Source organism: Shewanella sp. BJSY2023SW005, from assembly GCF_047314585.1.
GTDB lineage: Bacteria > Pseudomonadota > Gammaproteobacteria > Enterobacterales > Shewanellaceae > Shewanella > Shewanella algae.
The window spans coordinates 140,883-164,060 of record NZ_JBKORJ010000037.1 but is presented as its reverse complement, the minus strand read 5'-3'; the positions used below and the strand labels follow the sequence as shown (position 1 = coordinate 164,060).

The window sequence follows — 23,178 nt, the reverse complement described above, 5'->3', positions numbered from 1 at the left end:
ATCTAGGAAAATTAAGATGTCTATTGCACAGAAAAACACAGATGTGAAAAAAGTTGTTCTGGCCTACTCCGGCGGCCTGGATACCTCGGCCATTATTCCCTGGCTGAAAGAGAACTATAACAACTGTGAGATCGTTGCCTTTTGTGCCGATGTTGGACAAGGGGAAGCCGAACTCGAAGGTTTGACAGAAAAGGCGTTGGCTTCCGGCGCCAGTGAATGTCATATTGTTGATTTGAAAGAAGAGTTTGTTAAAGACTACATCTATCCCACCATAGCAACCGGTGCCATCTACGAGGGAACCTATCTGTTGGGCACCTCCATGGCCAGACCCATCATCGCCAAGGCTCAGGTGGAAGTGGCCCGTAAGGTCGGCGCCGACGCCCTGTGTCATGGTTGTACCGGCAAGGGTAATGATCAGGTGCGTTTCGAAGGCTGTTTTGCCGCACTGGCGCCGGATCTGAAAGTGATTGCCCCTTGGCGTGAGTGGACCATGGAGAGCCGTGAAGATCTGCTGGCTTACCTGGCCGAGCGCAACATCAAGACCTCGGCTTCGGCCACCAAGATCTATAGCCGCGACGCCAACGCCTGGCATATCTCCCACGAAGGTGGGGAACTGGAAGATCCCTGGAATGAGCCCAGCAAAGAGGTGTGGACCATGACAGTCGATCCGCTGGATGCGCCAGATGAGCCTGAGTATGTCAGCCTGAAAGTGGAAAACTGCCGGGTGACTGAAGTCAACGGTGAAGCCCTGAGCCCCTATGCGGCGCTGATGAAGCTGAACCAGATTGCTGCCGCGCACGGTGTTGGCCGTATCGATATCACTGAAAACCGGCTGGTGGGGATGAAGTCCCGTGGCTGTTATGAAACACCGGGCGGCACTGTCATGTTTGCTGCTCTGAGAGCGGTTGAGGAGTTGGTGCTCGACAAGACCAGCCGTAACTGGCGGGAACAGGTCGCCGCTCAGATGGCACATCTGGTCTATGATGGCCGTTGGTTTACACCTCTGTGCAACTCGCTGTTAGCGGCATCCGAGGCACTGGCCCAGGACATTAACGGCGAAGTGGTGATCAAACTCTTCAAGGGCCAGGCGGTTGCCGTGAAGAAACGTTCTCCCAACAGCCTGTATTCCGAGGCGTTTGCCACCTTCGGTGAAGACACGGTTTACGATCAGAAACACGCCGAAGGCTTTATCCGTCTTTACTCATTGGCGAGCCGTATCCGCGCGCTCAACAGCAAGTAAGCGTCAGTATATTAGGGGCGCATTGGCGCCCCTTAGTTTTTATGCCCGAGAAAGAGGACCTTATCATGGCTTTATGGGGTGGCAGATTCAGCGGCCAAAGCAGCGAACTTTTCAAGCTCTTCAACGATTCCCTGCCGGTGGATTTCCGTTTACTGGAGCAGGATATCCAGGGCTCAGTCGCCTGGGCTGAGGCGATAACCCAGGCCGGCGTGTTAACCCAGGAGGAATGCCAGACCCTGACTCAGGCGCTGGCTGAGTTGCTTGCAGAAGTTAAAGATACGCCGGAGCAGATCATCGCTTCCGGCGCCGAAGATATTCACAGTTTTGTGGAATCACAGCTGATCGCCAAGGTGGGTGACTTGGGTAAGAAGCTGCACACCGGCCGTTCGCGCAATGACCAGGTGGCGACCGATCTCAAGCTGTGGTGCAAACAGGAAGGCGCACACCTGCAGAGTCTGTTGATTGAAGTCAAACAGGGGCTGCTGGCCTTGGCCGAGCGTGAGTTGGATGCCGTGATGCCGGGATATACCCATCTGCAGCGGGCGCAACCCGTGACCTTTGGCCATTGGGCTTTGGCTTATGTGGAAATGTTTGAGCGGGATATTAGCCGCTTGCAGGATGCACTGAATCGCCTCAACACCTGCCCTCTGGGTTGTGGCGCCTTGGCGGGTACAGCTTATGCCATCGACCGTCAGGCGCTGGCGGCCAGCCTGGGCTTTGCCTCTGCTACCCTCAACAGCCTGGACAGCGTGTCTGATCGTGACCATGTCATAGAGCTCTGCAGCGATGCCTCTATCAGCATGATGCACTTAAGTCGTATGGCCGAAGATATGATCTTCTTCAATTCCGGCGAAGCCAACTTTATCGAGCTGGCCGACAATGTCACCTCAGGCTCTTCCTTGATGCCGCAGAAGAAGAACCCCGATGCGCTTGAGCTTATCCGCGGTAAAGCTGGCAGGGTATACGGCAGCTTGATGGGGATCCTCACCACCATGAAGGCGCTGCCACTCGCCTACAACAAGGATATGCAGGAAGACAAGGAAGGCTTGTTCGATGTGATGGACAGCTGGAGCCTGTGCTTGAAAATGGCGGCTCTGGTGCTTGAAGGTGTCAAGGTTAACCGAACCAATGCGTTGGCCGCAGCTCAACAGGGATACGCCAATGCCACTGAGTTAGCGGACTATCTGGTGGGTAAAGGCATGCCCTTCAGGCAGGCGCATCACGTTGTGGGTGAAGTGGTGCTGCATGCCATTGCCGAGGGTAAGCCGCTGGAAGCCTTGCCACTTGAAGTCTTGCAAAGCTATGCCGACATCATAACGGAGGATGTTTATCCGCATCTGGGTATAGACTCCTGCTTGGCGAAGCGCAATATTCTCGGTGGTACCGCGGTGGAACAGGTCAAGGCCGCACTGACAGCCAAGCAGGCCAAATAGAAGCTATCCCTCGGATTCGAGCCAAACAAAAACGCGCCAATTGGCGCGTTTTTTAATGTTTAGCAGACGGTGTTAAACAGACAGTTACTGGAACAGCTCTTCCGGCGGTGTTTCGATAAAGATGTCGCTGTCATCTTCGGCGCCGGTGGCGTACTCCTTGGGTTCGGTACCCTGAATAAAGTACTCGAAGTCGCTGGTGTAGTCTGTCTTACGCGACAGCTTGCCGCTATCCAAATCAATACGCACCGAAACGATTCCAGCCGGTGGAATGCTGGGTTCTTCCGGCGTTCCTTCCAGGGCATCGCGCATAAACTCGTTCCAGCCTGGGCCCGCGGTCTTGGCACCGGATTCGGCCCCTGAAATCTGATCTTTGGCGCCGCTGGCATTCCAGGCGGTACGTCCCAGCTCACGGCCATGGTCATCGAAGCCGACCCAGACGGTGGTGGCAAGCTTGGGATTGTAGCCACTGAACCAGGTGTCCCGCGATTCGTTGGTTGTTCCCGTTTTACCGGCTATGTCATGGCGTTTGACCACTCTGGCGGCGCGCCAGGCGGTACCGTTCCAGCCAGTGCCCTTGCTCCAGTTACCGCCACCCCAGATAACACTCTTGAGGGCATCGGTGATCAGGAATGCGGTCTGCTCGCTGATCACTTGCTTGGCGTGACGGGCACTTGGGCTATCACAGCTGAAAGGATCTTCCTGAACCAGGGGCTGCAGCGGCTGTTGCATAGTCAAATCGGTTATCGCGTTATCCGCCATATCTTCTTCAGGCTTAAGTGGCGCGTCGCAGGCCAGGGCAGGATGAGCCAGCTCAAGGATTTCGCCCTGAGCATTCTGGATCCGTTTGATGAAGTAAGGCTCAACCAGATAACCCCCGTTGGCGAAGGTCGAGAAGGCTGTGACCACCTGCAAAGGTGTTGCCGATGGCGAACCCAGCGCCAGAGACTCGTTGCGGTTGAGCTCTTTGGCATCGAAACCAAATTGCACCAGTTTGTCGATGGCGGCATCCAGTCCAACATAGCGTAGGGTTCTCACCGACATTACGTTGATAGACTGGGCCAGTCCCAGACGTAGCCTGGTGGGGCCGCCGTATACGTCGGGTGAGTTTTTGGGGCGCCATGCCGTACCTTGGCTGAGGTCGGGCTTGTTGATCGGCGCATTGTTGATCAGTGTCGCCAGGGTATAGCCTTTCTCCAGCGCCGTAGCATATAGGAAAGGCTTTATGTTGGAGCCCAGCTGACGTTTGGCCTGAGTTACCCGGTTGTACTGGCTCTGACTGAAGCTGTAACCACCGACCAGAGCCTGAATTGCACCATCTTTGGGATCTATCGAGACTATGGCGCTGGCAACCTGAGGCACCTGAGCCAATTGCCAGATATCGCCGTTGTTACGCACCCAAATCTGCTCGCCCACTTTCAGGAATTGTTCGGCTTTCTTCGGTGGTGCACTCTGGCGTTTGTCATTGATAAACTTGCGGGCCCATTTGAGGCCATCCCAAGGCAGAGTGAGTTTTTCTCCCGAGGCGAGCAGCACCTGTGCTTGCTGTTCCTCTACTTGCAATACGGCGGCTGGCCTGAGCTCCTGAATAGGCATAGTTTTCTTCAGGGTGGCAATCAACTCGTTCTCATCAGGCTGCTTGTCTGTCCATAGAACCGCTTCAGGGCCTCGATAGCCATGGCGTTCATCATAGGCGTAGACATTGTTGCGCAGTGCCTTCTGGGCTTTTAACTGCAGTGATGAGTCTATGCTGGTGTAAACATCGTACCCACCGGTATAGGCTTCCTCTTCACCATATTTCTGCACCATATAATCTCTGGCCATCTCTGAAATGTAGGGGGCGTAGAGATCGATTTCGGCGCCATGGTATTTGGCGGTAATAGGTTGAGCACTGGCTTCGTTATATTCACTCTGGGTGATATAGCCGACCTCCAGCATACGGTTGAGCACCAGGTTACGACGGGTCAAAGCTCGGCTGGGGGAGGTGATAGGGTTGAGTGTTGAAGGGGCTTTTGGCAAACCTGCGATAACTGCCATTTCAGCAAGCGTCAAGTCTTTGACTTCCTTGCCATAATAAACTTGAGCCGCGGCGCCAACCCCGTAAGCACGCTGTCCAAGATAGATACGGTTGACATAGAGCTCCAGAATTTCATCTTTGGTTAGCAGCTGCTCTATGTGGATAGAGATAAATATCTCTTTGACTTTACGAATAATTGTCTTATCTCGAGTCAGGAAGAAGTTCCTGGCCACCTGCATGGTAATGGTACTGGCACCCTGCTTTTTCTCGCCGGTGGCCAGCATAACCAATGCGGCGCGCACCACACCTATGGGGTCGATACCTTTATGCTCATAAAAGCGTGAATCTTCGGTTGCCAGGAAGGCCTGCAATAGTGGTTTGGGCACATCGGCCAACTCCAGCGGGATCCTGCGTTTTTCACCGAATTGCGAGATCAGTTTGCCGTCACTGGAGTACACCCTCAGTGGCGTTTGCAGTTGAACTGTCTTGAGTGTAGCGACATCCGGGAGTTCGGGCAGGACGTAGAAGTAGGCTCCAACGATAGCTGCAACCCCAAGAAGGGCCAGACTGAATAGAGCTATGAGTATACGTTTTAACCACTTCACGAGATTATTCCAAAACTTGCTGCGGGCACAATAGTATATAAGGCGTTTTGTGCAGGGTGAAGCAAAAAGGCAGCGTCAAAAAATTAGCCGTTGTAATGTGCTCAAACATTTTATACAAAGGGGCGTAACAATTTGAAAATGTGCTAATCTAAAACCTAACAATAACAAAGTGACAAAGGACTATGCTTTCGAATCTATGGAAGCGTCAGGCTCCGCAAATGGTGGGTATTGACATCGGTTCTCACGAGGTCAAAGCGATCCTGCTGGGCAAGACAGGCGATGGTTATAAAATCCAGGCTTATGCCGCTGCTCCTGTAAAAAAAGGAGCCATCAATGATCATGATATTCGCGATCCTGAAGCCGTTATTGAAGCAATGAGACAGCTGAAGAGGCAATTGCCCAAATCAACTAAATTTGCTTCTGTCGCTGTATCCGGATCAGCCGTAATGACTAAAGTCATCTACATGGACGCCTCCTTGAGTGAGGTTGAAATGGAGGCACAGATTGAGATTGAAGCGGATAACCTCATTCCCTATTCACTTGATGAAGTCAGCATTGATTTTGAAACGCTGAGCGTCAACAAGACAGACCCCAGCAAGGTTGATGTCTTGCTTAGTGCTTGCCGTACTGAAAATATTGATGCCAGAATCGATGCGCTGGACAGTGTCGACCTTGAACCTAAAGTTGTTGATGTAGAAGGCTATGCTCTGGGACGTGCCCATGAATTGATCCTGGGGCAGCTTCCGGATGGCGCAGCAGATCAGGTTGTCGCTTTGGTTGATATCGGTGCCAACATGACCACCTTCGCCGTGGTGGAAAAAGGGGAAACAGCCTTTATCCGTGAGCAAGCATTTGGTGGTGAACTCTTCACTCAATCTATATTGTCTTTTTACGGTATGTCCTATGAGCAGGCGGAAAAGGCCAAGATAGAAGGTGATCTACCTCGCAATTATATGTTTGAGGTGTTATCGCCATTTCAAACGCAATTATTGCAACAGATAAAACGTACGCTGCAAATATATTGCACTTCCAGTGGTAAGGATAAAGTCGATCATTTGGTGCTTTGTGGCGGCACTTCCAAATTAGAAGGTATGGCTAATCTTCTAACCAATGAATTAGGTGTTCACACTATAATTGCCGACCCCTTTCAGGGAAGTTTGCATGCGGACGATTCAGTAAAAAATGCCCTGCAACCCCATATCAGTAAATACATGGTGGCCTGCGGCCTGGCACTGAGGAGTTATGCTCAATGGCGAACATAAACTTATTGCCATGGCGTGAAGAAGCCAGGGAAAAACAGAAGCGCGATTATATAGGTATTCTGGCTGCTGTTTTTATTGGCGCCGCGTTATTGGTTTATTTGGCACTGAACTTTATCGACTTGATGACAGAGGATCAGCGTCAGCGAAATGCTTATCTCCAGTCAGAAATTAGCCTGCTTGACAAGCAGATAGCTGAAATCACCAAGATAAAACAGCGCAAAAAGGATATTGAGCGTCGCACCGAGATTATTCTTAACTTACAGCAGTCGCGTAATTTACCCACCCATGTATTGGATGAGCTGGTACGGGTTATTCCGCCAGGTATCTATCTTTCCAGCATAGAAAAGAAAGGCAGCCTTATCTGGATCGAAGGACGCAGTGAGTCCAATAACAATGTCGCCAACATGATGCGAAAAATTAAAGCATCAGAATGGCTTCAGGATCCGAGTATGCAGTCGATAGTCTCTCAACAGGAAGAACTCAGAGAGCTGCAACGCTTCAGTCTCAAAGTCAGTATCAAGGGAGCAAACCGGCTTGAAGGGACGGCACAGATGGCGAAAGGAGCGGGCAAATGAGTTTCGATTTGAGCCAGTTCAATGATCTGGACATGGAGAATATCGGCGGCTGGCCGACTCAGGTCAAGGCCGTATTTGCAGGCTTGCTGGCGATTCTGGTGTTCGTCGGTGGCTATTATCTGTTTGTTTCAGACGCCATAGATATTTACCAGTCTGAACAGGCGAAAGAGCAACAACTGCGTGATGATTTCAAGCAAAAGTATCTGTTGGCCGCTAACCTGAAATTATATCGGGAGCAATTGGTACAGATGGAGGCACAATTTGCCGAATTGTTGAAGATGCTGCCATCAGAGAATGAAATGCCGGGTTTGCTCGATGACTTGACCTATGTCGCCACAGATGCGGGTCTGAAGATCCAGAGTTTGGATTGGGATGCAGAGATCCAACGGGATTTCTATATTGAGTTTCCGATACGCATGGCAGTGACCGGTGACTATCACCAATTGGGGCACATGGTCGGCGGAGTTGCCAAGCTGCCACGGATCGTCAGCCTGCATGACTTTGTGGTTAAGCGCGATCCATCCGGCACCTTGGCAATGGAAATTCTGGCCAAGACCTACAGATTTAAAGAGGGAACGGAATTACCGCCGGAGAAGGCTAAGGGGAAAGGTAAATGAAACAACTCATCCCCCTGATCGCGGCGGCGTTAATGCTTGGCGGCTGTATCGGTGACAGAACAGATCTTGAAGCCTTTGTCACCAGCACCAAGGCTCAGCATGTTGCCAGGATCCAGCCGTTGAAAGAGCCGCCTCAGTTTGAGCATTTTGATTATCAGGCAGATATGTTGCGTAGTCCCTTTGTGCCGCCCTCCCGGGAACTGACGGAAGAGGTGATAGATACCACCAAGGATTGCCTGCAACCGGATCTCAAGCGTCGTAAGAGCCGTCTCGAAACCTATGCGCTGGACAACCTCAAGATGCGCGGCACCCTGAGCGAAGACAACGTGGTTTGGGCCTTGGTGGAAACAACCGATGGCAATGTCTATCGGATGGGAGTGGGCGAGTATTTGGGACTCTATCACGGCCGCATCGCCAAAGTATCAGCACAGAATATCGACATCATTGAATTAGTACCGGACGGTTCCGGCTGTTGGACAGAGCGCAACAGCAGCCTGGAATTGACCGGAGAATAACAAGCGAAGGATGAGGGAATAATGGAATCTTCTGCCGCGAATATCACCCCGAAGAATGCAGCCAAATGGATGCAGTTTATCCTGGGCAGCCTGCTCGTCCTGGGGCTCAGTCCCTACGCTTGTGCTGCCAACAAGCTGGTGGATGTAAAGTACCACGCCATTGTGGATCATCAACTGGAGCTGGAGTTGGTGTTTGACAAGCCGATATCTGAGCCGGAAATCAATTTGAGTGCCGATCCAGCCAGTATCCAATTGGACTTCAGCGACAGTATTTCGGCGCTGGAGAAAGCACAGATCCCTATTAATACTGCCGGTGTCGAGCAGCTGTCCAGCATGCAGGACGGCGATAATTTACGACTGGTTCTGGCACTGAAAAAAGTGAAACCTTATCAGGGTAAGGCGGTAGACAACGTTTATCGTTTGACTGTCAATGATGAGGTCATGGATCCCCAGAGCAAGGCCAGCAGTCCTTTCGTCAATAGCATAAAGAATATTGATTTCCGCCGCTTGGGTGACAATGGCGGAGAATTGCTGGTTGAGCTGCGTAATTCATCGGTTGCCGCCAATGTGGAGCAAGTTGGCTCCAGGCTGGAGCTGAAGTTGTATAACACAGATATTCCATCTGACATGTTATATGTCATGGATGTGCAGGACTTTGCCACTCCGGTGAAGAGCTTTGAGACCTTCAAAGAAGATCTGACTACCCGGGTGCTAATCGATATCAAAGGTGACTACGAATATAACTACAAGCAAGATGGCAATATGTTCACCTTGGCGATGAACAAGGTCGAGCGTGAAGTTCAACTGGAAGAAGAGAAGAAATACTCAGGTAAGACTCTGTCACTTAACTTCCAGAATATTTCCGTCAGGACCGTGCTGCAGATTATCGCCGATTACAATGATTTCAATCTGGTGACCAGTGATACAGTCGACGGCAGCATCACCCTGAGACTGGACGATGTCCCTTGGGATCAGGCGTTGGATCTTATCCTGCAAACCAAGGGGCTGGATAAGCGAATCGAGGGTAATATCCTGATGGTGGCGCCGGCGGAAGAGCTGGCCATACGTGAGGAAAATCAGCTCAAGAACAAGAAAAAGGTTTCAGAAGAGTTGGCACCGCTTTACTCAGAGTATCTGCAGGTGAATTACGCCAAGGCCAATGATATTGCCAACCTGCTGAAGGGAGAAGGCTCCAGCCTGTTGTCCAAGCGTGGCACTGTTGCCGTGGATGAAAGAACCAATACTCTGTTGGTTAAAGACACGGCCGATATTCTGGAAAATGTGCATAAGTTGATTGAAGTATTGGACGTGCCTATTCGTCAGGTGCTGATTGAAAGCCGAATGGTCACGGTCAAAGATGATGTTTCGGAAGACCTGGGTATCCGTTGGGGAATTACAGATCAGCAGGGCAATAAGGGCACATCGGGTAGCCTGGAAGGTGCTCAGGACATAGCCAACGGCACCATTCCATCAATTGGCGATCGTCTCAATGTGAATCTGCCGGCAGCACCAAGCAATGCTACCAGCATAGCTTTCCATGTGGCCAAATTGGCTGACGGTACCGTCTTGGACCTGGAATTGAGTGCGCTGGAGCAGGAAAACAAGGGTGAAATTATTGCCAGTCCGAGGATTACCACTTCGAATCAGAAAGCCGCTTATATTGAGCAGGGTGTCGAGATCCCTTACGTGGAATCGGCTTCCAGTGGGGCGGCAACTGTACAGTTCAAGAAAGCGGTACTGTCGCTGCGGGTAACACCTCAGATCACCCCGGACAACCGCGTGATACTGGATCTGGAAATTACTCAGGACTCGCAGGGTAAGGTAGTACAAACTCCGTTGGGAGAGGCTGTCTCCATCGATACCCAGCGCATAGGTACTCAAGTGCTGGTGGATAATGGTGAAACCATAGTTTTGGGTGGTATCTATCAACAGAACCTGATCAGCCGGGTCAGCAAGGTTCCTGTATTGGGGGATATCCCCTTGGTCGGCTTCCTGTTCCGCAATACTTCGGACAAGAATGAGCGCCAGGAGTTACTGATCTTCGTAACGCCCAAGATAGTGACCGAAGAAATCTAGGGAAGGTGTGAATGGGTCATCGTGGCGTTCTCTTTTGTAGAGCGTGGCTTGCACAGCAATTGGCATTCAAAGCATCTGATTGAAGGCATGCCGGGGTCAACCTAAGTTTTTTCCAAACCTGTAAAACCTCAATCAAAGCCAGTGCCAGTCGCTGGCTTTGATGTTTGGGCACCGGGAAATTTGGCTTTAATAGTCGGCATTACTTGCCTTGAATGTCCTTAAGCTGAGATAATCCCCGGTCAAGTCTCATTAGAGCAAGGTAACAAATCCCGTCGATTTGATAGTAAGTCGACATTCGGCAAACTTTTCATAAGATTCAGACGTACAAGAAATGGCTGAAAAACGTAATATTTTTCTGGTAGGCCCTATGGGCGCAGGCAAAAGCACCATAGGTCGTCATCTGGCACAAATGCTGCATTTGGAATTCCACGATTCAGATCAAGAGATTGAAAATCGCACTGGCGCTGACATTGCCTGGGTATTTGACGTTGAAGGCGAAGAAGGTTTCCGTCGCCGCGAGGCTCAGGTGATTTCCGATCTGACCGAGAAACAAGGCATAGTTCTGGCCACAGGTGGTGGCTCAGTTCAAAGCAAAGATATCCGCAACTTCCTCTCTGCCCGCGGTATCGTGGTGTATCTGGAAACCACTATCGACAAGCAAGTGGCCCGTACCCAGCGCGACAAGCGTCGCCCCTTGCTGCAGGTAGATAATCCTCGTGAAGTGTTGGAAGCACTGGCAGACGTGCGTAATCCTCTCTATGAGGAGATCGCCGATGTTATCGTCAAGACAGACGAGCAAAGCGCCAAAGTTGTGGCCAATCAAATCATTGAACAATTAGGCTTCTAGGACGCAAGATGCAACAGATCCGGGTTGATTTAGGTGAACGCAGTTATCCTATCTTCATTGGCCAGGGTCTGTCGGCCCAGAGCGATTGCCTGACGGCGAGTGTCTCGGGTAAAAAAGTCCTCATTGTCTCCAATGACACAGTAGCTCCCCTGTATCTGCAGTCTTTGCAGCGCCTTCTGCTGCCTGCGGCTCAGGTTTTTGCTCATATTCTGCCCGATGGTGAGCAGTACAAGACACTGGCACAACTCGAAAGCGTATTTACGGCTCTGCTTGAGCACAACTGCGGTCGTGATGTGGTGCTGGTGGCTCTCGGTGGCGGTGTCATTGGAGACATGGTCGGCTTCGCTGCGGCCTGTTATCAGCGGGGCGTGGACTTTATCCAGATCCCCACTACGCTCCTGTCTCAGGTCGATTCCTCTGTGGGCGGCAAAACGGCGGTCAATCACCCGCTGGGCAAGAACATGATAGGCGCTTTTTATCAGCCACAACTTGTGCTGATAGATACCCTGTGCCTGAAGACTCTGCCGGTGCGTGAATTTGCCGCCGGCATGGCTGAGGTGATCAAATACGGCATCATTTGGGATGCTGACTTTTTCCTGTGGCTCGAAAACAATGTTGAGTCACTCAAATCGCAGCAGCCAGAGGCTCTGGCTTATGCCATACGTCGCTGCTGTGAGATAAAAGCCGAAGTGGTTGCCGAAGACGAGACAGAGCAGGGGGTTCGCGCTCTGTTGAATCTGGGGCATACCTTCGGACATGCTATCGAAGCCGAAATGGGCTATGGCAATTGGCTTCACGGTGAAGCGGTTGCCGCTGGCACGGTCCTTGCTGCACAAACTGCAAAAGCCATGGAACTGATTGACGAGTCAATTCTCCGTCGCATCACTGTGCTGCTACAGGCATTCGATTTACCGGTAACCGCACCAGAGTCCATGGATTTTGAAAGCTTTATCAAACACATGCGGCGTGACAAAAAAGTTTTGGCTGGGCAAATTCGCTTGGTTTTGCCCACAGACATGGGTCAGGCCGGTATTTTTGCTCAAGTGCCGGAATCCCTACTCGAACAGGTGATCTGCCGCACTTGATCCTTGATGGGTAACAATGGTGGCAACCGAAGAACTTCTCCTGCCCTCGCAAGAGGCACTGTTACAAAGACTGCAGCATCTGGCCTGTTATGGTCAGCAGCTGGTTTTGTTGCAGGGGCAGGCTGGAGCAGGTAAGACACGACTGTTGACCGCCTTGGCCAATGTGCTCGATGAGCATAATCTGGCGTTGGTCAGTTGCCCTCAACATGCCGATGCTGCTGAAATAAGGCGCAAGTTGCTGATCCAGTTGCTGCCCGATCCCCTGTTTGACGACGAGCAGCCTCTGGCCGATACCCTGCTGCGCTATCTGGGTGAGATGCGCAAGCCTATCCACATTCTGATCGGCGATGCCGATAATATGCCCTTGGCGCTTTGGGCCGAGTGTTTATTGCTGACTCAGCTGCAGGCCAGAGGTGAGCCTATCACGTTGACCTGTTCTGTCTCTCCGGAGTTTGCCGAGCAGCTACAGCTTCAACTGCCCAAAGCACAGAAACAGCAGGTGTTGCCGGTTAAGCTTGAGCCGCTTTCTCTCGTCGAGCGTGAGGGCCTGTATCAGACACTGTTGACCCGCAGCGCAGTGCACACTTTCACGCCACGGGCCATAGTGGTCAAGCAGTTGGAGAGGCAACAAGGCACACCGGCCGAGGTATTGGCATTGCTGGAGCTGGCATTGAATGGTGAGCCGCCGAGGCCAAGGGTATTCCCTTGGAAGACCATACTGATATCGAGCCTTGCCGTGCTTATCTCTCTGGCGCTGCTCTCCTGGTATCTGCTGCGCTCGACCGAGCCTCTGCCTGAATTGCCCAAGTCAGCCTTGGTGCTGGAGCATAGTACAAGTCCCTTAAGCCAATTTGCCGAGCGTTGGCTCGATATTGACCGGGATCAGGAGGCGCTCTCAACTACGCCCGTTTACGTTCGCCTGGAACAAGCACAAAGCCAGGTAACAGAGCCGCAGGCGGTCTTGGAGCAAAAAAGCGCTCAGCATGTAGAGACTCAAGTGGTTACAGCGAGAGCCCCAGAGTCTGAATCTGAGCTATTGAGTGACGCCAAGGCAATATTGGATGTGCAAACCGCTCCTGTTACTACGCCGGTTACCCAAAAGCCGCAGGTCAAAGAGGCTGCTAAGGCTTCTCAAGATACCAAGCCGCAAGAAGTTCAGAATAAATCTGAGCTAGAACAAGAGTCCAGTGCCGGAGTGCTACCGACACAGGGTTATACTTTGCAGTTGGTGAGTCTGAAACGTGAATCGTCACTGACGGCGTTTATGGCCAAGCTGAAAAAAGTGGAAAATGTCAGGGTAGCCAAGCACAAGGATTGGTGGGTGGTATTGGTAGGGGAATATGCCAGTAAGCAAGAGGCCATCGAAGCCGGTAAAATGTTGCAGCAGACTTTGGGCCTGTCTCAACCCTTGGTCAAGTCATGGCAATCACTGCAGCACTATCGCTTACAAGCTGGCCTAAGTAACAGTGAAATTTCATCTTAAACGGAGTACAATCCTCACTTTCGTTTTTCCGGGCACCAATCAATTTTAATGAAGAAAAAACAAAGAGCCTTTCTTAAGTGGGCCGGTGGTAAATTTAAACTGGTTGATGCCCTGACTCAGCACTTGCCCAAGGGCGAGCGCTTGGTTGAGCCCTTTGTCGGTGCCGGTTCTGTATTTCTCAACACAGACTATCCGAGCTATCTGTTGTGCGATATCAATCGCGATCTGATCGATCTTTACTCTATCATTCAGACTCGTCCGGAAGCATACATAGGGGCGGCGGCGGAACTGTTTGTACCGCGGATGAACGATAAAGAGCAATACTATCTGGTCAGAGAAAAATTCAATCGCAGTCGTGACCCCTTCGAGCGGGCAGTCTATTTTCTCTATCTCAACCGCCACGGCTTTAATGGTCTGTGTCGTTATAACCGTAAAGGCTCATTCAATGTGCCCTTTGGTTCCTACAAGAAGCCGTATTTCCCTGAGAAAGAGATCCGCGGTTTTGCTGCCAAGGCACAAAATGCCGAGTTTCGCTGCATTGGCTACGAGCAGGCGTTTGCCCTGGCTAAAAGCGGTGACGTGATTTATTGCGATCCGCCATACGCACCTTTATCGACCACCGCCAGTTTTACCACTTATGTCGGTGCCGGTTTCTCTTTGGATGACCAGGCACTGCTGGCCAGGCATTCCCGTCATACCGCCATTGAGCGTGGCATTCCTGTGCTTATCAGCAACCATGATATTCCGTTGACCCGCGAGCTCTATCACGGCTCGAGAATGGAAGCGATACAGGTTCAACGTAACATCAGCCAGAAAGGCAGCACCAGAACCAAGGTGAATGAGTTGATGGCTCTTTACGACGAAACCTATCACAACGAGAACGACTGAAAGTCATCTTTGCCAAAGTAATCAGGCGAGTACTCGATTTACCAGCAGCAACAGACCTAGTACCAGTAGTGCGGCTAGCAACACGCCCGTGATGATATAAGGGAGAGGTGAGGAATTGGCGCTGAAGTCCCTGACGCGATTGGACTCACTCTGCACGCCGAAGAAGGCTGCCAGCGTACTGTAAAGGTAACGCCAGTAGCGGCCAAGCATCTAGAAACCGTTATTGGAATTCGCCGGAGCCATATCATCAACCGGTTTACGTTGATGGCCGTGCAGCAACTCCAACAAGTCAACAAAATGGAACTGACCCGAACGACTCTTGCCGCTGAGCCAACTCTTCCAGCTCAGATCATCTTCCTGAGTCGCACAGCGATTATTGGGATGGCTGGAAGGCAGGTTGGGATTGTAATCATTTTCCTGGCTGCAGCTACAGGCCAGATTATTGCTGGAAGAACCCAGGCTTTGGAAACCAACGGCAGTTGCTCCCACCACGCCAGCGGCGACAGCGAGTATGACTGCTGACTTGATGCTGTGTGTGAAAACCTGCGGTTTCTGGTTCATCCTGTTCCAATCCCAAATGTGACATCGGTCAATTATAACAAAGCCGTTGATAAATTGAACAGCTTTTTACCAAGTAACAACTTTATTCCAACTTATGGCGCTTTTCAACGGCAGAAATGGGCGCCAGGCTATAGAGCCCGAGCGCCTTGGCGGGTAAAATAGGCGACTTCTTAAACATCCTGTGAGAATGCTATGCGCCCATATCTTATTGCTCCTTCCATTCTGTCTGCCGATTTTGCCCGCCTGGGTGATGATGTTAAAGCCGTATTGGATGCGGGGGCCGACGTGGTTCACTTCGATGTGATGGACAACCATTATGTACCTAACCTGACCATAGGCCCCATGGTCTGCAAGGCGTTGCGTGACTATGGTATTACCGCCGATATCGATGTGCACCTGATGGTGAAGCCGGTCGATCGCATAGTGCCTGACTTTGCCAAGGCGGGGGCTTCTATCATCACTTTCCATCCAGAGGCCAGCGAGCATGTGGATCGTACAGTGCAACTCATCCGCGACAATGGCTGTAAGGCGGGTTTGGTTTTCAACCCTGCCACGCCACTGCACTACCTGGACTATGTGATGGATAAGCTGGATGTGATTTTGCTGATGTCGGTCAACCCAGGGTTTGGTGGTCAGTCATTTATTCCATCGACACTGGACAAACTGGCCGAAGTGCGTCGCCGCATCGATGAGAGTGGCCGCGATATCCGCTTGGAAGTCGACGGTGGGGTTAAGGTGGACAATATTGCCGAAATCGCCGCCGCCGGTGCCGATATGTTTGTAGCCGGTTCTGCCATCTTTAGCCAACCGGACTATAAAGCTGTTATCGACCAGATGCGCAGTGAACTGGCAGGAGTGTAAGTTATGATCGCAAGCAGTATCAGTGCGATCGCCTTTGATTTGGATGGCACTCTGGTGGACAGTGTGCCGGACTTGGCCGCTGCAACCCAGGCAACCTTGGCCGATATGGGACTGCGTGGTTGCACTGAAGACCAGGTTCGCAGCTGGGTTGGCAATGGCACAGAGATGTTGATGCGCCGCGCGCTGACCTCGAGCCTGGGCGATGAGCCGGATGCCTCTGTCATGGCCGATGCCATGCCGGTATTTATGAGGCACTATGAGGCCTGCCTCGAGCGTTACAGTAAGCTCTATCCCGGGGTTGAGTCCGTGCTTGGCACCCTGCAGCGACGAGGTTTCAAGCTGGCGGTAGTCACCAACAAGCCTTATCGCTTTACTGTGCCCCTATTGCAGGCCTTTGGTATTGAGTCGTTTTTCAGTGAAATTCTCGGCGGCGATTCACTCACCAAGATGAAGCCGGATCCCTTGCCGCTGACCCACCTGCTGGATAAATGGCAGTTGCAACCTCAGCAGATGTTGATGGTGGGCGATTCCCGCAACGACGTTCTGGCGGCGAAAGCCGCAGGTATTGCCTCAATCGGCTTGACCTATGGCTACAACTACGGTGAAGATATTGGGCTTTGCGGCCCAGATGCCGTATGCGATCATTTTGAGCAAATTTTGGCGCATTTGCCGCCACAGCAATCGGAGTAATGAAATTCATGAGCAGTCCCAAACCCATAGTATTGAGCGGTGCCCAGCCCTCAGGCGAGTTGACCATAGGTAACTACATGGGTGCCCTGCGTCAGTGGGTAGCCATGCAGGACAGCCATGATTGCCTCTATTGCGTGGTGGACCTGCATGCCATCACAGTGCGCCAGGATCCCAATGCCTTGCGTGAAGCTTGCCTGGATACTCTGGCGCTGTACCTTGCCTGTGGTGTCGATCCCAAGAAGAGCACAGTGTTCATTCAGTCCCAGGTGCCGCAGCACACTCAACTGGGGTGGGTTTTGAACTGTTATACCCAGATGGGCGAGCTGAGCCGCATGACTCAGTTCAAGGACAAGTCGCAAAAACACGCCAACAATATCAATGTTGGCCTGTTCGGTTATCCTGTATTGATGGCGGCCGATATCCTGCTGTACCAGGCCAATGAGATCCCTGTCGGTCAGGATCAGAAACAGCATCTGGAATTGACCCGGGATATCGCCACCCGCTTCAACAACGCTTATGGTGACACCTTCACAGTGCCGGAGCCTTTTATCCCTGAGCTGGGTGCCAAGGTGATGTCGCTGCAGGATCCCACCAAGAAGATGTCCAAGTCCGATGACAACCGCAACAATGTCATCGGCCTGCTGGAAGATCCCAAGGCGGTGATGAAGAAGCTGAAAAAGGCGATGACCGACAGCGATGAGCCGCCTGTCGTGCGTTTCGACATAGACAACAAGCCTGGGGTATCCAATCTGCTGAGCCTGATGTCCGGGGTGACAGGCCAGAGCATAGTCGAACTGGAAGCCGAGTTTGAAGGCAAGATGTATGGCCATTTGAAAGTGGCCGCCGGTGAAGCCGTGGTCGGAATGTTGGAGCCACTGCAACAACGCTTCCGTGAATTCCGCGAAGACAGAGCCTTCCTGGAGTCGGTAATGAAGCAGGGCGCCGAGAAGGCCCAGGCCCGCGCCGAAGTCACAGTGAAGAAAGTTTATGAGAAGATAGGCTTGCTGGTGTAAATCAGCCAATCTTGAGAGCCGACCTACAAGGTCGGCTTTTTTGTGGCTGCGTTCGAGTTACTGCGGTTGTGGCTGGCTTGCCATCAACATCAGCCAATCGGCAAAGGCCGCTATCGCCGGTTCTTTGAGGCGCCGCTCCTTACAGCAAAAAGTGAACTCAAACCCTGTATGCACGTCCGGCAGTTCGGCCTCAATCAAACGGCCACTGGCAATATCGTCCTCTACCATAAAGTCAGACGCCAGTGCTATGCCTTGACCGGCAATCGCGGCCTCAATGGCCATCAACACATGGCTGAAAATATGCTGCCTGTGATTGGCTGTCAGAGTCACACCGTTGGCCTCGGCCCAACGGTTCCAGTCCAGCCCCAACGGGCCTTCATCCACGGTCAACAGCGGATACTGCTGCAGACTCTGGATAGTTATCTGCCCGGCTCTGGGGGGTAATTGCGGGCTGCAAACCGGAATAAGCCGCTCCTTGTGCAGCACCGTCTGCCAGTAACCCCGTCGTTTGAGGCCACCACTGATAAAGAGATCGGCCACGCTGTCGCTGAGCTCGGGATCTTGAGTCACCATCTCCAGCCTGATCTGCACCTCGGGGTGACGGCGGCGAAAGTCGCTGAGTCTGGGGATCAACCATTTAACTGCAAAAGAGCTGTAAACCGCCAGTTTCAGCTCGCGATTGGGTTCACCGAACAAACGGCCAAGGTCAGCCAGCTCGTTGAATATTCGCTCCAGTTCCCCGTAGAGGATCTCCCCCTTGGGTGACAGTTTGAGGCTGCGCCCCTGACGTTGGAACAGGGACTCGCCAAAGTGTTCCTCCAGTAATCTGACCTGGTGGGACACGGCACTCTGGGTGATGCACAGCTCTTCGGCGGCGCGGGAAAAGTGACTCTGGCGCGCAGCTGCCTCGAATACCTGCAGCGCTCTCAAGGGGGGAAGTTTTCGCATCGGCTATTCTTTCCGGAAATTTAGTATGAATTTAATTCATTTATACGCAAAAAACATCATTTCAGTTTGGTTTTTAACCCGGATATGATGCCGCCGATTGAGAGTCGTTCAGGATAACCAAGATGCAGAGAACCGTTGCTATCGGTTTGATTTTATTGACCGTAGGAAATCTCTTCAGCGCTTTTTATGACGTGTCGGTCAAGTGGTTACCGGATGATGCCAATGCGGCGACTTTCCTGCTGGTGCGCCAGGTGACAGCGGTACTTATGTTGCTTCCCCTGTGGCTCAAGGCCGGTCGCCCGGGGACTTCTCACTTTAAGATCCACCTTTGGCGTGCCAACACAGGAGCTGTTGGCGCGCTCTTTTTGATTATTGGTTTGATGGCGCTGCCCTTGGCGACTGTCAGTTCACTGTTCTATTCGGCGCCTTTGATGATCATGGTGCTGGGTGCCGTATTCCTGAAAGAACATATCACGCCGTTGCAGTGGGGGATTGCGGCGCTGGGATTTGCCGGTATCTTGTTGATCCTCAGGCCCAGCGAGTTGGAGTTGGCCGGCATTGCCGTGCTGGTTTCGGCCTTTACCTTCTCCTTGAACCAGATGAGCCTGCGAAAGCTGCCCAGTACCGAGGCTGCCAGTCTGACTTTGCTCTGTTACAACCTGCTGAGTTTGCCGCTGATCTTGCTGGTGGCGCTGTCGCAACAACTGGCCGGGCTGAGCTGGCCACTGCTTGGAGTGGCGCTGTTATCCAATGCCTTCCTGCTGGCATATAACTGGTTCTGTGTCCTGGCCTATCGCAGGGCCAAGGCCAGTGAAATTGCCGTAGCCGAATACAGCGGGCTTATCTTTATTGTCTTCCTCGGTTGGCTGCTGTTCGATGAGTGGCTGGATACTTTGAGCTGGGTAGGGGCTGCCCTGGTGGTGCTGCCGACTTTGTGCCTGCCCGCCATCGCCAAGTTGATGAAAGCCCGCGAGCTGAAAGCACAAGAGCCGGTGTGACCGGCTCTCGTTCGACTCGATATAAAGGGCGTTAAGGGGTGACGTAGTCGAACACCTTGATAACCTTACGTACTCCAGCGGTATTGCGGGCGATTTCCACTGCCAGGTCGGCTTGTTCACGCTCGACCAGGCCCAGCAGAAAGACTTCGCCATTCTCTGTGATCACTTTGATCTTGGTGACATCCAGATTCTTATCGTTGAGCATCCGACCCTTGACCTTGGTGGTGATCCAGGTGTCGTTGCTGCGGGTAGTGAAGGACGTTGGGTTGCCGATACGGATCTGATTGTGGATCTTGCCACCCAGTTGCAGCTCTTTGACCAGCCGAATCGCCTTGTCCCTGAGCATGGAGTTGGGCGCCTGACCTATCATCAACACATTGCCGTTCATGCTGACACCGGTGATATTGGTCTGATTCTTCAGATCATCTTCCGCTCCCAGTACACTGGAGATACGAAAATCGGCATTGGTGTCATCCAACTGGGTCTTGAGCGAACGCTCATCGTTAACCACCATGGCGCCGCCAACTGCACCCACCATTACGGCTCCGGCACAGCCGGTCAAACTGGTAAGCAGTAGACACAGGGGCAGCAGACGTCTCATTGATGTTCGTCCTGCGGGAACAGGGTGCGGTCAATGTTGTCGCACAGGCAATGGATAACCAGCAGGTGCACTTCCTGAATGCGGGCCGTGACATTGGAGGGGACGCGGATCTCCACATCATTGGTGCTCAGCAATCCGGCCATGGCGCCGCCGTCCTTACCCGTGAGTGCCACTATGGTCATATCCCGGCTCAGCGCGGCTTCCATCGCTTTAATGACGTTGCCTGAGTTACCGCTGGTGGAAATGGCCAGCAGTATGTCACCGGGTTGACCCAGTGCCAGTATCTGCTTGGAGAACACTTCGTCGTAGCTGTAGTCGTTGGCGATGGCCGTCAGGGTAGAAGTGTCTGTGGTCAGAGCTATGGCCGGCAGAGGTGGGCGTTCCACTTCATAGCGGTTCAACAGCTCGGCTGAAAAATGCTGGGCATCACCGGCGCTGCCGCCGTTACCACAGGCAAGGATCTTATTGCCACCCAACAGACATTGCACCATCATTTCTGCGGCCTTGGCGATAGACTCAGGCAGCGCCTCTGCGGCGTCAATCTTGGTCTGAATCGACTCGGTGAAGCTGTCTTTGATACGTTCTAACATGGATAAGTCCTTCACTATCAAGTGTTGCTATCATGCCATAGGCCGGGGGCTTTGTTCAGGCATTAAAGTGTAAATTTGTTTCGGGTTAAGCGCTTACTAAAAAGCGTCCTGTAGCCATTGCACCTTGCCGGCATCAATGGCCAGTAGATCGAAGCGACAGGGGGCATTGATCCTGTGTTGCTGCAGATACTGGCTGGCGGCCTTGCGAAGCCGGGTTATCTGGGCCTGGCTCAATGACTGCAAAGCACCGCCGAATCGGCTGGGTGAGCGGTATTTTACCTCAACAAACACCCATTGGCTGCCCTGTTTCATCACCAAGTCCAGTTCGCCGAAACTGTAGCGCACATTCTGTTCGACAAAGGTCAGGCCCTGTTGTTCCAGATAGCGGCGAGCCAGACGCTCGCCTTCCTGTCCCAGATCCATAAGCCGACTTACAGTGGCCGCAAAACGCCGCGCTGGTATTTGGCCCAGCTGAGCTGACGATCGATCACGCCATCCGGGCTCACCGTCAGTTGGCCGCTGCGGCCACTGTACTGGTATCCGGGGAAGGCATGCATCTGGGCCAGACGATTGACCAGCTGCAGGGCATCATAGCCCATCACATACAGGCGTTTTTGGGCATTGCCCCAAGTGGGCCACAACTTGTTGACCACTTCGGTTTCTTCACTGGCCTGCAGCAACCAGGGGATATCACTGATGGTGATATTGTTCAGTTCAATCGCGGTTTGCTTGGCGTTGTCTTCCTGACGGGCGCGGCTACTGGTATACAGTGGCACTTGCTCGGCAAAGACACTGAAGTTGACATCGATAAAGGGTTTCAGCAGTGGCAAGTCCTGAATCCCCGAGATCATATAGATGGCATCGATATCGGTACGGGAGCGGAAGTCGGCCTTCACCTTACTGCCCAGCAGTGCCTTAATGGCTTGGATCCTCGCCTTGCTGTCCGTTACGCCGAGGGCGCTTTCCACGGTTTCGCGCATCTTGTCACCGTTATCATAGAAGTGAACCTCGGCATCACTGTCGGTCAGCTCCATCCAGGTCTGCTTGAAGCTCTGGGCCATACGTTGGCCTACGGCATCATTGCTGGCCAGCAGCAGTGGCACCTGTATGCCATCCTGATACATGCGTCTGGCGGCATCGCTGGCTTCCTGAGTGGGAGACAGGGCGAAGTAGTACTTATTCTGTTGCGGTTGCAGCTTATCTATTTGATTGAGAAACAGTTGCGGCGGGGTATCTGTCTTTGCAGCTTGCTGGGCCGCCATCACCTGTTCCACTTCGTTTTGCAGCAGCGGGCCTATCACAAATTCCGCGCCGCTCTGCAGCGCTTGCTGGTAGGCCTTGTCGGCACCTTGGGCCGTGTCGAAGAAGTTGAGGCTGACATTGCTGTCCGGGTCGCTCAGATAACTGGCCAGTATGCCCTGACGCACAGTGTTGGCGACTCCGGCTCTTGGGCCAGAAAGTGGTAGCAGCACGGCAATATTGCTGGGTCTGTATGGCTTGGCACTGAGCGCCAGCTGCAGATCCGAAGGCAACTGCACCGCCGCAGGATGATAAGGATTACGTTTCTGCCAATCACTCAACTGCCGAATCAGGCTTGAGGGATCCACCGCGTAGTGTTTGGCCAGATAAGCCAGCTGCAGCCAGCCGGTAAATACGGCATCGCTCTCTTGAGCGGCAAAGCTCTGCAGGGTTTCTTCCTGCAGTGGCTTGAGCAATTGCCAAATTTCATCGTTAACCTCGCCGGTCGCCTTCACCGGCAGATACTGACTGAGCTTACTCAGCTCACGCACTTGCTCCACGGGTTGCTGGTTGGCAGCAAACAGTCGGGCACGGGCCTGGTGATAACTGGCCCATTGCCAATCGGCCAGTTGCCAATTGCCGGGGTAATTCAGGGTACTCAGGGCCTCGGCGTTTTTGCCAGTCAGTTCTTGCAGGCGGGCGCTGAGAAAACGGTGCTCGGCCTGGATTTCATCCACCGGGCTCAGCCCGGCCTGCATTGAACGCAGAATATCTGCAGCGGCATCTGTATCACCTTGCTTGAGGTAAGCATTGGCGGCCAACAGCAGGTAACGCTCGCGGTTTTCCTTGCTGGGCGCCTTGGCGGCAAATGCCAAATACTCGGCCGGGGCTTGCGGGGCACTGACCAGAGAAACGACGGCCAGCTGATTTTTGTCTGCCGATGGCGTGCTGCCACAGCCCCACAGGCTGGCAAGCAAAATCGCAGCAGAAATGTATTTAACTCTATTCAGGCTTTTTAACACAGGGCTTCACTCTGG

Annotated in this window: 23 protein-coding genes; 15 read left to right on the top strand and 8 right to left on the bottom strand. The window is 52.7% G+C overall.

Annotated elements, in window-relative coordinates; all coding sequences use genetic code 11:
• Positions 1-16: 16 nt before the first annotated feature.
• Both ACMHXI_RS11910 and argH read left to right on the top strand, forming a co-directional pair.
• The gene (locus tag ACMHXI_RS11910) at positions 17-1,240 is read left to right on the top strand and encodes an argininosuccinate synthase (protein WP_025889296.1); all 1,224 of its coding nucleotides are present in this window, start codon (positions 17-19) and stop codon (positions 1,238-1,240) included.
• Between the two features lie 65 nt (positions 1,241-1,305).
• Positions 1,306-2,673, top strand: a complete 1,368-nt coding sequence (gene argH, locus ACMHXI_RS11905; protein ID WP_413735025.1) for an argininosuccinate lyase — start codon at positions 1,306-1,308, stop codon at positions 2,671-2,673.
• Positions 2,674-2,757: 84 nt separating this feature from the next.
• On the opposite strand, the gene ACMHXI_RS11900 is transcribed toward argH, so the two are convergent.
• Positions 2,758-5,292, bottom strand: a complete 2,535-nt coding sequence (locus ACMHXI_RS11900; RefSeq protein ID WP_413735023.1) for a penicillin-binding protein 1A — start codon at positions 5,290-5,292, stop codon at positions 2,758-2,760.
• A 182-nt stretch (positions 5,293-5,474) separates the two neighbouring features.
• On the opposite strand from ACMHXI_RS11900, the gene ACMHXI_RS11895 reads away from it, so the two are divergent.
• The 9 genes from ACMHXI_RS11895 (at position 5,475) to ACMHXI_RS11855 (ending at position 14,640) form a co-directional block, all read left to right on the top strand.
• Positions 5,475-6,554 (top strand): pilus assembly protein PilM, encoded by a 1,080-nt coding sequence (locus ACMHXI_RS11895; RefSeq protein WP_025011592.1) that lies wholly within the window; start codon positions 5,475-5,477, stop codon positions 6,552-6,554.
• Entirely contained in the window at positions 6,542-7,129 is a 588-nt protein-coding gene (locus ACMHXI_RS11890; RefSeq protein WP_044733478.1) for a PilN domain-containing protein, read from the top strand. Before ACMHXI_RS11895 ends, ACMHXI_RS11890 begins: the two co-directional genes overlap by 13 nt.
• Entirely contained in the window at positions 7,126-7,746 is a 621-nt protein-coding gene (locus ACMHXI_RS11885) for a type 4a pilus biogenesis protein PilO (protein WP_144166169.1), read from the top strand. Before ACMHXI_RS11890 ends, ACMHXI_RS11885 begins: the two co-directional genes overlap by 4 nt.
• Positions 7,743-8,261 (top strand): pilus assembly protein PilP, encoded by a 519-nt coding sequence (locus ACMHXI_RS11880; RefSeq protein ID WP_413735020.1) that lies wholly within the window; start codon positions 7,743-7,745, stop codon positions 8,259-8,261. The genes ACMHXI_RS11885 and ACMHXI_RS11880 overlap by 4 nt, the downstream gene beginning before the upstream one ends.
• 21 nt (positions 8,262-8,282) lie before the next feature.
• Positions 8,283-10,337, top strand: coding sequence for a type IV pilus secretin PilQ (gene pilQ / locus ACMHXI_RS11875; RefSeq protein WP_413735018.1), 2,055 nt, complete (start codon positions 8,283-8,285; stop codon positions 10,335-10,337).
• A gap of 331 nt (positions 10,338-10,668) precedes the next feature.
• Positions 10,669-11,184: a shikimate kinase AroK gene (gene aroK, locus ACMHXI_RS11870; RefSeq protein WP_025011596.1), complete on the top strand. Its 516-nt coding sequence runs from the start codon at positions 10,669-10,671 to the stop codon at positions 11,182-11,184.
• A gap of 8 nt (positions 11,185-11,192) precedes the next feature.
• Positions 11,193-12,269: a 3-dehydroquinate synthase gene (gene aroB / locus ACMHXI_RS11865; RefSeq protein ID WP_413735016.1), complete on the top strand. Its 1,077-nt coding sequence runs from the start codon at positions 11,193-11,195 to the stop codon at positions 12,267-12,269.
• 16 nt (positions 12,270-12,285) lie between these two features.
• Entirely contained in the window at positions 12,286-13,752 is a 1,467-nt protein-coding gene (locus ACMHXI_RS11860) for an AAA family ATPase (RefSeq protein ID WP_413735014.1), read from the top strand.
• A gap of 48 nt (positions 13,753-13,800) precedes the next feature.
• On the top strand, positions 13,801-14,640 hold the full coding sequence (locus ACMHXI_RS11855; protein ID WP_071237680.1) for a Dam family site-specific DNA-(adenine-N6)-methyltransferase: 840 nt from the start codon (positions 13,801-13,803) through the stop codon (positions 14,638-14,640).
• Positions 14,641-14,661: 21 nt separating this feature from the next.
• Here the strand turns inward: ACMHXI_RS11855 and ACMHXI_RS11850 are convergent, their stop codons facing one another.
• Both ACMHXI_RS11850 and ACMHXI_RS11845 read right to left on the bottom strand, forming a co-directional pair.
• The gene (locus ACMHXI_RS11850) at positions 14,662-14,850 is read right to left on the bottom strand and encodes a DUF2970 domain-containing protein (RefSeq protein WP_025011598.1); all 189 of its coding nucleotides are present in this window, start codon (positions 14,848-14,850) and stop codon (positions 14,662-14,664) included.
• The gene (locus ACMHXI_RS11845; RefSeq protein WP_025011599.1) at positions 14,851-15,201 is read right to left on the bottom strand and encodes a hypothetical protein; all 351 of its coding nucleotides are present in this window, start codon (positions 15,199-15,201) and stop codon (positions 14,851-14,853) included. It abuts the gene before it with no gap.
• 192 nt (positions 15,202-15,393) lie between these two features.
• On the opposite strand from ACMHXI_RS11845, the gene rpe reads away from it, so the two are divergent.
• From rpe to trpS, 3 genes are read left to right on the top strand one after another with little or no spacing between them, the layout of a single operon-like run.
• Positions 15,394-16,062, top strand: a complete 669-nt coding sequence (rpe, locus tag ACMHXI_RS11840; RefSeq protein ID WP_025011600.1) for a ribulose-phosphate 3-epimerase — start codon at positions 15,394-15,396, stop codon at positions 16,060-16,062.
• Between the two features lie 3 nt (positions 16,063-16,065).
• Complete coding sequence (locus tag ACMHXI_RS11835; protein WP_037475295.1) at positions 16,066-16,752, top strand: phosphoglycolate phosphatase; 687 nt, start codon at positions 16,066-16,068, stop codon at positions 16,750-16,752.
• 8 nt (positions 16,753-16,760) lie between these two features.
• Positions 16,761-17,765 carry a tryptophan--tRNA ligase gene (gene trpS / locus ACMHXI_RS11830; RefSeq protein ID WP_093981879.1) on the top strand — a complete coding sequence of 335 codons (1,005 nt, stop codon included), beginning with the start codon at positions 16,761-16,763 and terminating at the stop codon, positions 17,763-17,765.
• A gap of 57 nt (positions 17,766-17,822) precedes the next feature.
• On the opposite strand, the gene ACMHXI_RS11825 is transcribed toward trpS, so the two are convergent.
• The gene (locus ACMHXI_RS11825; RefSeq protein WP_028780984.1) at positions 17,823-18,713 is read right to left on the bottom strand and encodes a LysR substrate-binding domain-containing protein; all 891 of its coding nucleotides are present in this window, start codon (positions 18,711-18,713) and stop codon (positions 17,823-17,825) included.
• 122 nt (positions 18,714-18,835) lie between these two features.
• On the opposite strand from ACMHXI_RS11825, the gene ACMHXI_RS11820 reads away from it, so the two are divergent.
• Positions 18,836-19,711 (top strand): DMT family transporter, encoded by an 876-nt coding sequence (locus tag ACMHXI_RS11820; RefSeq protein ID WP_342177003.1) that lies wholly within the window; start codon positions 18,836-18,838, stop codon positions 19,709-19,711.
• 31 nt (positions 19,712-19,742) lie between these two features.
• Here ACMHXI_RS11820 and ACMHXI_RS11815 read toward each other — a convergent pair whose 3' ends face one another.
• From ACMHXI_RS11815 to ACMHXI_RS11800, 4 genes are all read right to left on the bottom strand, one after another.
• On the bottom strand, positions 19,743-20,312 hold the full coding sequence (locus ACMHXI_RS11815) for a BON domain-containing protein (protein ID WP_025011605.1): 570 nt from the start codon (positions 20,310-20,312) through the stop codon (positions 19,743-19,745).
• Positions 20,309-20,902, bottom strand: a complete 594-nt coding sequence (locus tag ACMHXI_RS11810; RefSeq protein ID WP_028780981.1) for a phosphoheptose isomerase — start codon at positions 20,900-20,902, stop codon at positions 20,309-20,311. Before ACMHXI_RS11810 ends, ACMHXI_RS11815 begins: the two co-directional genes overlap by 4 nt.
• 96 nt (positions 20,903-20,998) lie before the next feature.
• Positions 20,999-21,325 (bottom strand): YraN family protein, encoded by a 327-nt coding sequence (locus tag ACMHXI_RS11805; RefSeq protein ID WP_025889313.1) that lies wholly within the window; start codon positions 21,323-21,325, stop codon positions 20,999-21,001.
• Between the two features lie 8 nt (positions 21,326-21,333).
• Entirely contained in the window at positions 21,334-23,163 is a 1,830-nt protein-coding gene (locus ACMHXI_RS11800; protein WP_413735009.1) for a penicillin-binding protein activator, read from the bottom strand.
• Positions 23,164-23,178: the final 15 nt, after the last annotated feature.